This window comes from Frigidibacter sp. SD6-1 (assembly GCF_030143255.1).
Taxonomy (GTDB): Bacteria; Pseudomonadota; Alphaproteobacteria; order Rhodobacterales; family Rhodobacteraceae; genus TMP-24.
In genome coordinates, this window is the sequence record NZ_JARJNR010000013.1 from 21,683 (window position 1) to 34,748 (window position 13,066).

10 protein-coding genes and 1 tRNA gene are annotated in these 13,066 nt (G+C 64.3%); 8 read left to right on the forward strand and 3 right to left on the reverse strand.

What is annotated here, in order from left to right; all coding sequences use genetic code 11:
• Positions 1–31: 31 nt before the first annotated feature.
• Entirely contained in the window at positions 32–4,273 is a 4,242-nt protein-coding gene (gene rpoC / locus P0645_RS17860; protein WP_284165905.1) for a DNA-directed RNA polymerase subunit beta', read from the forward strand.
• 316 nt (positions 4,274–4,589) lie between these two features.
• Here the strand turns inward: rpoC and uvrB are convergent, their stop codons facing one another.
• Positions 4,590–6,770, reverse strand: coding sequence for an excinuclease ABC subunit UvrB (uvrB, locus tag P0645_RS17865; protein WP_284165906.1), 2,181 nt, complete (start codon positions 6,768–6,770; stop codon positions 4,590–4,592).
• A 344-nt stretch (positions 6,771–7,114) separates the two neighbouring features.
• On the opposite strand from uvrB, the gene P0645_RS17870 reads away from it, so the two are divergent.
• From P0645_RS17870 to P0645_RS17900, 7 genes are all read left to right on the forward strand, one after another.
• Positions 7,115–7,426, forward strand: a complete 312-nt coding sequence (locus tag P0645_RS17870; RefSeq protein ID WP_284165907.1) for an ETC complex I subunit — start codon at positions 7,115–7,117, stop codon at positions 7,424–7,426.
• A 49-nt stretch (positions 7,427–7,475) separates the two neighbouring features.
• Positions 7,476–8,939, forward strand: a complete 1,464-nt coding sequence (locus P0645_RS17875; RefSeq protein ID WP_284165908.1) for a hypothetical protein — start codon at positions 7,476–7,478, stop codon at positions 8,937–8,939.
• Complete coding sequence (locus P0645_RS17880) at positions 8,936–9,406, forward strand: GNAT family N-acetyltransferase (RefSeq protein ID WP_284165909.1); 471 nt, start codon at positions 8,936–8,938, stop codon at positions 9,404–9,406. Before P0645_RS17875 ends, P0645_RS17880 begins: the two co-directional genes overlap by 4 nt.
• 30 nt (positions 9,407–9,436) lie before the next feature.
• Positions 9,437–9,513 (forward strand) — tRNA-Arg (locus tag P0645_RS17885).
• A gap of 106 nt (positions 9,514–9,619) precedes the next feature.
• Positions 9,620–10,651 carry an LLM class flavin-dependent oxidoreductase gene (locus tag P0645_RS17890; protein WP_284165910.1) on the forward strand — a complete coding sequence of 344 codons (1,032 nt, stop codon included), beginning with the start codon at positions 9,620–9,622 and terminating at the stop codon, positions 10,649–10,651.
• A 5-nt stretch (positions 10,652–10,656) separates the two neighbouring features.
• Positions 10,657–10,854 carry a 4-oxalocrotonate tautomerase gene (locus tag P0645_RS17895; RefSeq protein WP_284165911.1) on the forward strand — a complete coding sequence of 66 codons (198 nt, stop codon included), beginning with the start codon at positions 10,657–10,659 and terminating at the stop codon, positions 10,852–10,854.
• Between the two features lies 1 nt (position 10,855).
• The gene (locus P0645_RS17900; protein WP_284165912.1) at positions 10,856–11,629 is read left to right on the forward strand and encodes an alpha/beta fold hydrolase; all 774 of its coding nucleotides are present in this window, start codon (positions 10,856–10,858) and stop codon (positions 11,627–11,629) included.
• A gap of 15 nt (positions 11,630–11,644) precedes the next feature.
• On the opposite strand, the gene P0645_RS17905 is transcribed toward P0645_RS17900, so the two are convergent.
• Positions 11,645–12,265 carry a TetR/AcrR family transcriptional regulator gene (locus tag P0645_RS17905; RefSeq protein ID WP_284165913.1) on the reverse strand — a complete coding sequence of 207 codons (621 nt, stop codon included), beginning with the start codon at positions 12,263–12,265 and terminating at the stop codon, positions 11,645–11,647.
• Positions 12,266–12,350: 85 nt separating this feature from the next.
• Entirely contained in the window at positions 12,351–13,028 is a 678-nt protein-coding gene (locus P0645_RS17910) for a GntR family transcriptional regulator (RefSeq protein ID WP_349775095.1), read from the reverse strand.
• Between the last annotated feature and the right edge of the window lie 38 nt (positions 13,029–13,066).

A 13,066-nucleotide genomic window follows, 5' to 3' on the forward strand; every position in this document is an offset into this window, starting at 1 on the left:
CGTTCCGCTGTCCCCTTTCAAGGATTTGAAAATGAACCAGGAACTCTCGACCAACCCGTTCAACCCGCTGGCCGCGCCCAAGGCGTTCGACGAGATCAAGATCTCGCTCGCCTCGCCCGAGCGCATCCTGTCGTGGTCCTACGGGGAGATTAAGAAGCCCGAGACCATCAACTACCGGACCTTCAAGCCGGAGCGTGACGGTCTCTTCTGTGCCCGCATCTTCGGGCCGATCAAGGACTATGAATGCCTCTGCGGCAAGTACAAGCGCATGAAATATCGCGGCGTCGTCTGCGAGAAATGCGGCGTCGAGGTTACGCTCCAGAAGGTGCGCCGCGAGCGCATGGGCCATATCGAACTGGCCGCGCCCGTTGCCCACATCTGGTTCCTCAAATCGCTTCCCTCGCGCATCGGCCTCATGCTCGACATGACGCTGCGCGATCTGGAACGCATCCTCTACTTTGAAAACTACGTGGTCATCGAACCGGGCCTGACCGACCTGTCCTACGGCCAGCTTCTGACCGAAGAGGAATTCCTCGACGCGCAGGACCAGTTCGGCGCCGACGCCTTCACGGCGAATATCGGCGCCGAGGCGATCCGCGAAATGCTGGCGGCGATCGACCTCGAGGCGACGGCCGAACAGCTGCGCGAGGAGCTGAAGGAAGCCACGGGCGAGCTGAAGCCCAAGAAGATCATCAAGCGGCTGAAGATCGTTGAATCGTTCCTCGAATCCGGCAACCGCCCGGAATGGATGGTCCTGACCGTCGTTCCGGTCATCCCGCCGGAACTGCGCCCGCTGGTGCCGCTCGACGGTGGCCGGTTCGCGACCTCGGACCTCAACGACCTCTATCGCCGGGTCATCAACCGCAACAACCGCCTGAAGCGGCTCATTGAACTGCGCGCGCCCGACATCATCGTCCGCAACGAAAAGCGGATGCTGCAGGAATCGGTCGACGCGCTCTTCGACAACGGCCGTCGCGGCCGCGTCATCACGGGCGCCAACAAGCGCCCGCTGAAGTCGCTCTCCGACATGCTGAAAGGCAAGCAGGGCCGCTTCCGCCAGAACCTTCTGGGCAAGCGGGTCGACTTTTCGGGCCGTTCGGTCATCGTGACCGGTCCGGAACTGAAGCTGCACCAGTGCGGCCTGCCGAAGAAGATGGCGCTCGAGCTTTTCAAGCCGTTCATCTACTCGCGGCTGGAGGCAAAGGGCCTTTCCTCGACTGTCAAGCAAGCCAAGAAGCTGGTGGAGAAAGAGCGCCCGGAGGTCTGGGACATCCTGGATGAAGTCATCCGCGAACATCCCGTCCTTCTGAACCGCGCGCCGACGCTGCACCGTCTGGGTATCCAGGCGTTCGAGCCGATCCTGATCGAAGGCAAGGCGATTCAGCTGCACCCGCTCGTCTGTTCGGCCTTCAACGCCGACTTCGACGGCGACCAGATGGCCGTGCACGTGCCCCTGAGCCTCGAGGCCCAGCTGGAAGCGCGCGTCCTGATGATGTCGACGAACAACGTGCTCTCGCCCGCCAACGGCGCGCCGATCATCGTTCCGTCGCAGGACATGGTGCTTGGCCTCTACTACACCTCGATGATGCGCGAAGGCATGCAGGGCGAAGGCATGAAGTTCGCCTCGGTCGAAGAGGTCGAACATGCGCTGAACGCGGGTGAGGTGCACCTGCACGCCAAGATCACCGCGCGGATCACCCAGATCGACGCCGAAGGCAACGAAGTGGTCAAGCGGTACGAGACGACGCCGGGCCGGATGCGGCTTGGCGCGCTTCTGCCGAAGAACGCCAAGGCGCCGTTCGAACTGGTGAACCGTCTTCTCAGGAAGAAGGACGTGCAGAACGTCATCGACACCGTCTACCGCTACTGCGGCCAGAAAGAGTCGGTCATCTTCTGCGACCAGATCATGGGTCTCGGCTTCCGCGAGGCGTTCCGTGCGGGCATCTCGTTCGGCAAGGACGACATGGTCATCCCGGAGAGCAAGTGGAAGATCGTCGGCGACGTTCAGGACCAGGTCAAGGAATTCGAACAGCAGTACATGGACGGCCTGATCACCCAGGGCGAAAAGTACAACAAGGTTGTCGACGCCTGGTCGAAATGCTCCGATGCGGTCGCGAACGCGATGATGGCGGAAATCTCGGCGGTCCGTAAGGACGATGCCGGGGCCGAGAAGGAACCGAACTCGGTCTACATGATGTCGCACTCCGGGGCGCGGGGTTCGCCCGCGCAGATGAAGCAGCTTGGCGGGATGCGCGGCCTGATGGCCAAGCCGTCGGGCGAAATCATCGAGACGCCGATCATCTCGAACTTCAAGGAAGGTCTGACCGTTCTTGAATACTTCAACTCGACGCACGGCGCCCGCAAGGGTCTGGCCGACACCGCGCTCAAGACCGCCAACTCGGGCTACCTGACCCGCCGTCTGGTCGACGTGGCGCAGGACTGCATCGTGCGTGCGCACGACTGCGGCACCGAACGGGCGATCACGGCCTCGGCCGCGGTCAACGACGGGGAAGTGGTCTCGCCGCTCAGCGAACGGGTCCTCGGCCGTGTCGCCGCCGACGATGTCTGCGTGCCGGGCACCGAGGACGTGATCGTCGCCAAGAACGAGCTGATCGACGAACGCAAGGCCGACATGATCGAGACGGCGGGCGTCGCCTCGGTTCGCATCCGCTCGGCGCTGACCTGCGAAGCCGAGGAAGGCGTCTGCGCCATGTGCTACGGCCGCGACCTTGCACGCGGCACGCTCGTCAACCAGGGCGAAGCGGTGGGCATCATCGCGGCGCAGTCGATCGGCGAACCTGGCACCCAGCTGACCATGCGGACCTTCCACATCGGCGGTATCGCTCAGGGCGGCCAGCAATCCTTCCAGGAAGCGAGCCAGGAAGGCCGTGTCGAGTTCCGCAATGCGATGCTTCTCGCCAACGAGAATGGCGAACAGGTCGTCATGGGCCGCTCGATGCAGATCGCGATCATCGACGAAGCCGGGCAGGAGCGCGCCTCCTACAAGGTGAGCTACGGTGCGAAGGTCCATGTTAAGGATGGCGCGACCGTCAAGCGCGGCGCGAAACTCTTCGAATGGGACCCCTACACCCTGCCGATCATCGCCGAAAAGGCGGGTGTGGCGAAGTTCGTCGACCTCATTTCGGGCATCGCGGTGCGCGAAGTGACCGACGATGCGACCGGCATGACCCAGAAGATCGTGACCGACTGGCGCACCGCGCCCAAGGGCAGCGATCTGAAGCCGGAAATCATCGTGATGGATCCGGCGACGGGCGAACCGATGCGCAACGATCAGGGCAACCCGGTCAGCTACCAGATGTCGGTGGACGCGATCCTGTCGGTCGAGGACGGGCAGGAGATCAAGGCCGGCGACGTGGTGGCGCGTATCCCGCGCGAAGGTGCGAAGACCAAGGACATCACCGGGGGTCTGCCCCGCGTGGCGGAACTCTTCGAAGCGCGCCGTCCGAAGGACCATGCGATCATCGCCGAGATCGAGGGCTATGTGCGCTTTGGCAAGGACTACAAGAACAAGCGCCGCATCACCATCGAGCCTGTGGACGAAAGCCTGCAGCCGGTCGAATATATGGTTCCCAAGGGCAAGCACATTCCGGTTCAGGAAGGTGACCATGTCCAGAAGGGCGACTATATCATGGACGGCAATCCCGCCCCGCACGACATCCTGCGGATCATGGGGATCGAGGCTCTGGCCGACTACCTCATCGACGAGGTCCAGGACGTCTATCGTCTGCAGGGCGTGAAGATCAACGACAAGCACATCGAGGTGATCGTTCGCCAGATGCTGCAGAAGATCGAGATCCTCGACTCTGGCGAGACGACGCTTCTGAAGGGCGAGCATGTCGACAAGCAGGAGTTCGACGAGGAAAACGCCAAGGTCATCGCCCGCGGCGGCCGTCCCGCCAATGGCGAGCCGGTGCTCCTTGGCATCACCAAGGCGAGCTTGCAGACCCGCTCGTTCATCTCGGCCGCTTCCTTCCAGGAAACCACGCGCGTCCTCACCGAGGCCGCCGTGCAGGGCAAGCGCGACACGCTTGTCGGCCTGAAGGAAAACGTCATCGTCGGCCGCCTCATTCCGGCGGGCACCGGCGGCGCGACGAGCCGCGTCAAGAAGATCGCCCACGACCGCGATCTGGAGGTGATCGAACAGCGCCGCACCGAGGCCGAACAGGCCGTGGCGCTCGCCGCACCGATCGAGGACGTGCCCGAGATCGACGAAAGCGCGGCACTCGCCGAAAGCCTCGAAAGCCGCGATTGAGTTCGCAACCAGAAAACGAAACCCCCGCCAACCGGCGGGGGTTTCACTTTGGGTGGACCATCAGGCAAGAGCGGAATCATTGCACCACCTGACGGTCGCATCCTTGACCGTCGGGTTCATCCGCTCGACCCGGCGGCTGGTCCGCCGGTGGGACGGTTCAGCAAGAGCGAAGACTCGTCCAGAAGGTAGCGCCGAACAGATTTCGCGCCCGCCGGAGGAATATCGTAAGCGCTGCTCCTCTGCGGCGCCCTCGCAATATGCACTGCCTTGGGCTGCCGTCGTAGCTGGAGTATCGGACAGCTAGAGAAGCGGTAGGCTACCTCCGCCCCCCACGCTTCCCGCCCCGCATCCCCGCTCGCCCGGCCGTCGACCTCCCCCGCGCCTTCACCGCCTCGTCCACGGCCTCCTCGACCGCCGACTGCCGCGCCAGGGGATCGTCGGCCACGGTCAGCTCCACCGCCTCCAGCCGCTTGACCTCGTCCCTCAGCCGCGCGGCCTCCTCGAACTCCAGGTTCTCGGCGGCTTTCCGCATCTGTGTCCGCAGCGCGTCGAGATGGGCGGCGAGGTTCTGGCCGACCATGGCTTTCTCGACCTTGGCCGTGACTCTCGACTGGTCGGTGTCGCCCTGCCAGAGGCCCGCCAGCACATCCTCGACGTTCTTGCGGACCGTCGTCGGCGTGATGCCGTGGGCGATGTTGTAGGCCTCCTGCTTTTCGCGCCGCCGGTTCGTCTCGGCAATCGCGCGTTCCATCGAGCCGGTGATGCGGTCGGCATACATGATCACCCGGCCGTCGGCGTTCCGCGCCGCCCGCCCGATCGTCTGGATCAGCGAGGTCTCCGAGCGCAGGAATCCTTCCTTGTCGGCGTCCAATATCGCCACCAGCCCGCATTCGGGGATGTCGAGCCCCTCGCGCAAGAGGTTGATGCCCACCAGCACGTCGAAGGCGCCAAGGCGCAGGTCGCGCAGGATCTCGATCCGCTCGATCGTGTCGATGTCGGAATGCATGTAGCGGACGCGGATGCCCTGTTCGTGCAGGTACTCCGTCAGGTCCTCGGCCATGCGCTTGGTCAGCGTGGTGACGAGGACGCGCATGCCGTTCGCCGCGACCTTGCGTACCTCGTCCAGAAGGTCGTCGACCTGCATCGAGACGGGTCTGATCTCGACCGGCGGGTCGAGAAGGCCGGTCGGACGGATCACCTGTTCGGTGAAGACGCCGCCCGCCTGTTCCATTTCCCATGCCGCTGGGGTGGCCGAGACGAAGACCGATTGTGGGCGCATCGCGTCCCACTCCTCGAACTTCAAAGGCCGGTTGTCCATGCACGACGGCAGCCGGAAGCCATGTTCGGCAAGCGTGAACTTGCGGCGGAAGTCGCCCCGGTACATGCCGCCGATCTGCGGGACCGAGACGTGGCTTTCATCGGCGAAGACGATGGCATTGTCGGGGATGAATTCGAAGAGCGTCGGCGGCGGCTCGCCCGGGGCGCGGCCGGTGAGGTAGCGGGAGTAATTCTCGATCCCCGCGCAGGAGCCGGTGGCCTCGAGCATTTCGAGATCGAAGTTGCAGCGCTGTTCCAGCCGCTGGGCCTCCAGCAGCTTGCCTTCCTCCTGCAACTGCTTCAGCCGCTGGGCAAGTTCGACGCGGATGCCCTTGATCGCCTGCTGCAAGGTCGGGCGCGGCGTGACGTAGTGAGAGTTTGCGTAAATTCTGATCTTTTCGAAAGTATCGGTCTTTGAACCGGTTAGCGGGTCGAATTCGATGATCCCCTCCAGTTCCTCGCCGAAGAAGGAAAACCGCCAGGCCCGGTCCTCAAGGTGCGCGGGCCAGAGGTCGATCGTGTCGCCCTTCACCCGGAACGACCCGCGCTGGAAGGCGGCGTCCTGGCGGCGGTACTGCTGGGCCACGAGTTCGGACAGGAACTTGCGTTGCTCGTACAGCTTGCCCACTTCCATGTCCTGCGTCATGGCCGAATAGGTCTCGACCGATCCGATGCCATAGATGCAGCTGACCGAGGCCACGATGATCACGTCGTCGCGCTCCAGAAGCGCCCGGGTCGCCGAATGGCGCATCCGGTCGATCTGTTCGTTGATCTGGCTTTCCTTCTCTATGTAGGTGTCGGTGCGCGCGACATAGGCCTCGGGCTGGTAGTAGTCATAGTAGCTGACGAAATATTCGACGGCATTCTCCGGAAAGAAGCCCTTGAACTCGCCGTAAAGCTGGGCAGCGAGCGTCTTGTTCGGCGCAAGGATGATGGCGGGGCGCTGCGTCTCTTCGATCACCTTCGCCATGGTGAAGGTCTTGCCCGTGCCGGTGGCGCCGAGCAGAACCTGATCGCGCTCGCCCGCAAGAACGCCCTGGGAAAGCTCCGCGATGGCGGTGGGCTGATCGCCCGCCGCCTGAAACTCGGTCTTCATCACGAACCGCCGCCCGCCTTCGAGCTTTGGCCGGGTCAGAACCTCGGGCCGCGGAGCGGGGGCATTGGTATTGTTGTGGGGCATGGCTGATTCCCTGTCAGACCCGTAGATTTGGTCCGTTTTTGTTCTGGTTCAAGGGTGCCTGCCGCTGCCGACCGCCGCGCCGGGGGCATAAGGAAGAATTTTCTCGCCAGATTCAATTTTAGGTTGAATCCTGGGCGCCGCCATCGTAATCTTCATCTGCAAGCAGCAAGCGACTGTCGGTCACTGCCGCACCACCCTTTGCTCCCCCACCCCGCACTGACCGACAGTCGTCTTTCGCAGCAGAAGAAAAACTCCCCCCAAGAAAAACCCCGCCGATGCCGTCGCACCCTTGCGCGCGGCGGTCAGTTTTTCGATAAGAGGGCGACGTTTGCGAGAGGTGATCCATGCGCGCACGCATTTACCAGCCGGCCAGGACGGCCATGCAATCCGGCACGGCGAAGACACATGCCTGGGTTCTGGAATTCGCCCCGGGCGAGGCGCGCGAGGTCGATCCCTTGATGGGCTGGACCGGATCGGGCGACACGCAGGCGCAGGTGCGGCTCAGGTTCGAAAGCCGCGAGGCGGCAGAGGCCTATGCCACGGCCAACGGCATCGATTATGCCGTCACGCTGCCGCATGCCCGCAAACCCAATGTCCGGCCGCGCGGCTATGGCGAGAATTTCGCCACCGACCGCAAGGAAGTCTGGACCCACTGATCCTTCGGCCTGCCTCCTGCGGGCCGTGTTATTTGAAAGGTGTACTGTCATGCGTTCTTTCCGTTACCTGCTTCTCACAACCGCCGTTTGCCTTCCGGTCGTCGCGGTCGCCGAGCCGGCGACCCAGACGGGGGCGGACGAACTGACAGCGCTCTTCCAGTCCTATCTCGGCGCGACGCCAGGTGTCGTGACCGTGGCGCCGGAAGGCGAAAGCTATGGCCTCAAGCTCGATTTCGCGCTGCTCCTCGCCAAGGTGCCCGTGGATGGTTTCGAGGCTTCCCTCTCGCCCCTGCAGCTGCAGCTGACCGATCAGGGCGACGGCACCTGGGCCTACCAGATGGATCAGCCGGTGTCGCTGTCCTATACGCTGCCGGACGGCGAGGGTGGCCATTCCAAGACCGAGACGAATTACGGCTCGGTCAAGCTGACCGGCCTCTTCGACGAGGCGCTCGGCGCGTCGCGGACAGTGCACATGGAAATGACGGACGTCGCCACGGTGCAATCGCAGGCTGGCGGGCCGATGGGCGGGTTCGTCATGAACGGCCTCACCAAACTGTCCGTCCTTGACGGCAGTGCCAGCGAAGGCGCCGCCGGGGTAGATGGCAAATATGTCCAGACCGTCAGCGGTACGGATTTCTCGGTGGTCTTGCCGGGCACGCCGCAAGGTCCCGTGACCATCTCTGGCACGGTCGCGGACGGAAGCTTCGATATGGCAACGACCGGCTCTCAGCCGGCAGCTCTCCTCGGCCTTTGGTCCTGGTTCATCGCGCATCCCAGCGAGGAGCTGATCAAGGCAGACCGCGCCTCGCTGAAGCCCGTGATCGAGCAGGCGCTGCCGATCTTTGGCAACGTGAAGGTGGATGGCGCCTATCGGACGGTGCAGGTGGAAACGCCGCTCGGGCCGTTCTCGGCCGAAGAGCTGGGCATCGCGGCTGACATCAACGGTTTCGTTGCCGACGGCAAGTTCCGCGAGGCGATAAGCGTGAAGGGCCTGTCCATCCCCGAGGGCCTCGTGCCGCCCTTCGCCGCGACGCTGGTGCCGACCGAGGCGAGCCTCGATTTCGCGGCGAGCGGCTTTGACGCGGCGGCGCCGGCGGTGCTGGGCCTCGGGCTCCTCGACCTGCCCGATGGCGCAGAGCCGCCCGCCGGGTTCGAAGGCCAGCTTCTGCAGGCCCTGCTGCCGGACGGGACCGTCGACATCACGCTCGCACCCGGCGCGGTCACGGCACCGGATTACAAACTGACCTATCAGGCAGCGCTTGCCGCCGGTCCTGGTCAGCCCGCACCGGTCGGGACCGCGAAATTGACACTCGTCGGCATGGAAGCCATCCAGAAGGCCCTGCAATCGGCGCCGCCCGAGATGGGTGGCCAGGCGATGATGATGCTCGGCATGGCCGGCGGCATGGCCAAGCCCGGCGCCGATGGCGAACTGGTCTGGGAGATCGAGATGACCGAGGCGGGCGGCCTTCTGGTCAACGGCGTCGACATGGCTGCCATGATGGGCGGGCAGTGACGGACAATCCGGTGATTGCACGCGAAAGCCCCGTCCAGGCGGAGCTTTCGCTGCTCTTTCACCGCCATACGGCGGCAATGCACGAGGAAACGCCACCCGAGAGCATCCATATGATGGATGCCTCCGAACTCGACCGGCCCGACATTGCCTTCTTCGTCATGCGCGACGCGGGCCGCGCCATCGGCATGGGCGCCGTCAAGCGGATCGATCCGACCCATGCCGAGATCAAGTCGATGCATATCTTGGCCGAGGAACGCGGCCGGGGGCTGGCGCGCCGGATGCTGGATCACCTGCAGGCCGAGGCGCGGGCGGCCGGTTTCCGTCGCCTCAGCCTCGAGACCGGCTCACAGCGCGGTTTCGTCGCGGCGCGGGCGCTGTATCTGAAGGCGGGCTTCACAGAATGCCCGCCGTTCGAGGGCTATCGGGACGATCCCAACAGCGTCTTCATGACGCGCGCCCTTGATTGAGGCCGCCCCGAGCCTTTAAAGGAAAGCAACGGTCCCGTAGCTCAGCTGGATAGAGCAGCTGCCTTCTAAGCAGCGGGTCGGGGGTTCGAGTCCTCCCGGGATCGCCAGTTTCTCTTCATGCCCAGGATCGATCGCGCCGTGCGGGCAAGCCGCTTGACCTGTCGTCATACGTCTGATCTTATGTAGTACAGATGTACTATAATTGGGACGGCGATGCAGTTCATCCATTTTCTCAACAGCCATCTCCTCGATCCGAATGTGGGCGCGGGCAGGCACTATGCCGGGGTGCTCGAACAGGCGGTCGCGGCCGACCGGCTGGGCTTCCGGGGGGTTGGTATCCCCGAACATCATCTGGTCAACCTGCTTCTGATCCCGTCGCCCCTGCAGATGGCGGTGGCGATCGCGGCGCGGACGCGGAGGGTGGAGCTGGTGACCTCGATCTGCCAGCTGCCGATCCGCGACATGCGCATCTTCGCGGGCGAGGTGGTGCAGGCGCAGGCGCTGTGCGAGGGCCGCCTGATGCTGGGTGTCGGCAAGGGCGCCTTCGGGTATGAGACCGGGCGGCTCGGCGTTCCGATGGAGGAAACCAAGGCACGGTTCGAGGAATCGCTTGCCGTGCTCGAAGCGCTCCTGACGCGCGAGGAGGTCAGCTGGGACGGGCGCTGGTACAGGTTCGACGCGCTCACCGTGATGCCAAGGCCCGACCGGCCGGTGCCGATCCAACTGGCCTCCATGGCCCCCGATGGGATCGAGGCCGCAGCGCGGCGCGGCTATCATGTACAGACGACCCCCCTCGGCGCGAGCGAGGAAATCCTTGCCGCGCAGGTCGGCGCCTTCCATCGCGGGCGCGCGGCGGCGCCGGACGGCGGTAGCAACCGGCTGTCGCTGCAGCGCGGGCTCTATCTCGCCAGGAACGCCGCCGACGCGCGCGACAAGCTCGACCGCGCCCATGCCTATTACGAGAAGTTCGACAATGTCTTCGGCGGGCCGGGGTTGGTCGATCATGGCATCGTGCGGTCCCTGCCCCGCAAGCAGACGGTCGAGGAGCTGGGGCGCAACATCCTGATCTGCGAGCGCCAGGAGATGATCGACAAGCTGTCGCATTACGCCGAACTGGGCATCGACGATGTGATCAGCTCGTCGAATTTCGGCCAGCCGCAGGCGGAGACGCTCGATATGATGGAACGGTTCGCGGCAGAGGTCATGCCGCATGTCACCAGCCTCGGGGCTGACATAGGAGAGTAAGGAAGATGCCAGTCATCAGGATCGAGATGTTCGAGGGCCGGACGGCCGATCAGAAACGCGCCTGCGCGAAGGCGGTGACGGAAGCCTGGGTTGCGACCTGCGGCGGCACGCCCGATGCCGTCACCATCATCTTCGCCGATGTCGCGAAATCGGACTGGGCCACTGCCGGGCGTCTCGCCTCGGACCCCAGGCCGGGAACGTGATATGGTGATCGACTGTTCCTATTCGGTCACCGGAGAGGGTCCGGCGCTTTTCCTCATCCACGGGATCGGCGCGCGGCGGGCGACCTTCGCCGGGCTCGTCGAGGGGCTGAAGGATCACTTCACCTGCGTGACCTACGATCTGCGCGGCCACGGCCTGTCGCCCCTGCCGGACGGCCGGTTCGGGCTTGAGGATCTGGTCGACGATCTGGAAGCCCTGCGCAGGCGGCTGGGCATAGAGCAGGCGCATTTCGCCGGTCACTCTCTGGGCGGCATGATCGGCCCGGCCTACGCGCGGCGCTATCCCGACCGCGTCCTGTCATTGGGGCTTTATTCGACGGCGGCTTTCCGGACCGAGGATGACAGCCAGAAGGTGCGCGCCGTGGTGCAGGCAATGCGCGACAAGGGCATCGGGCCGGTGCTGGACACGCTCACCGCGCGCTGGTTCACTGACGAATTCGCCGCCGCCCGGCCCGATGTGATCGACTGGCGCAAGCAGCAGGTCGTGGACACGGACGCGGATGTCTTCCTCAATGTCTTCGATATCTATGCCGAAACCGAAATGGGCCCATGGCTGCACGAGATCGCAGCCCCCGCACTGGTCCTGACCGGCGAAAACGACGGCGGTTGCAACCCGCGCCTGAACCGGGAAATCGCGGCAGCGATGCCGAATGCCGAGCTGGTGATCCTCGACGCGCTGAAACATGCGATCTTCATCGAGGCGACCGACCGCGCGCTGCCGCCGATCCGGGACTTTCTGCTGCGGCACCGGGGTTAGGCGCAGGGCAGCAGCTCAGGGTTTCGCAAGAGCGCGCGCCAGGTCCATCGCCGTCGACAGGCCGTTTTCCAGAGCTTTTTCGTTCCCGCGCCTGATCCAGTCGAGCCAGAGGCCGTCGAGCAGCGCCATGACTGTGTCGGTCGCTGCGCAGACACGGGCCGCCTGCGCATTCCTGTCATGTGCAATATCGCCGAGAAGACCGGCCAGTTCCTCGCGGTAGCTTGTGTAGAGCGCTGCCTCGGTCTCGGCCAGCGTCGGATGATCGACGGCCGCCGACCAGAGGTCGAGCCTGAGCCGCAGATAGCCGCGCGACAGGAAATCGGGCTTGAACCCCGCCCGCACGAAGGTTTCGAGACGCTCAAGCGGATCGCCCGGTGTGCTTGCGCCAAGATCTTCGGCGGTCGCCTGCCGCAGCCGGGAAGAAGCGATCCGGTAGGCCTCGCACAGGATCTCGTCCATGTCGCGGAAGTGATAGGTTATATGGCCAAGCGAAAGACCCGCCTCCTTGGCCACCGCCCGCGCGGTCAGCTTCGCATGGCCGTCGCGCACCAGGCAGGCTATGGCTGCCTCCGCGATCTCGTGCCGCCGGTCTTCGTTGCGGCGATAGGGTTGGCGTTTGCCGGGTTCGATGGTCATCCGCGGTTCTTGTCAGAGATCAGACCTCGCCACCTTAACAGTGTAAAGCCTCTTGAGAAGCGCAAAAATCGCGGCACCGTCGGCATCAGAGTTTTTCCTGCGTCTGCAGAAAGCTGATGAGCGAGCGGCTGGCGCCAAGGATATGGGCGCGGGTGAGGGCAGCGGCCTCGTCCGCATCGCGCGCCATTGCAGCACGCAGGATGCCTTCATGCTCCTGCCGCGCGCGTGCGATTCCATGGGTCAGGACAAGCTGGGCCCGGAGATAGCGCGCGATCTTGTCGAGCGCCTTCGACACGACCTGCAAATGGTAGGGCCGCCCGCAGTCCTTGTAGAGCGTATAGTGGAACAGCCGGTTCAACTGCGCCCATCTCGCGCTGTCGGGCTCGGCGGCGAAAGCCTCGGCAAAAGCCTTTGCCTCGGCCAGCGTACGGTCGCTGATACCACTCACCGCATGGCGGATCACCTCGCCCTCGACGAGCGCGCGGAATTCGAACATCTCGGCAATCTCTTCGAGCGAGAGCGAGGAGACGACCGCGCCCTTGTGGCGCTGGGTCGTGACAAGACCCTGTTCCTCAAGCCGCGCCAGCGCCTCGCGCACCGGGATGCGGCTGACGTTGAAAAGGCTCGCGATATGGTCTTGTCGAAGGGTCTCGCCGTCCTTCAGCTCGCCCTCGACTATGGCTTCGCGCAGCGCCTCGAAGATCACATCGGCCGGGGATGGCATGCTGCCCAGATTGGTGGCCTTGAGCTTCAGCGCCATCATCATTTGCTCACGAAAAACTGCCTCGGTTGCATCGATAG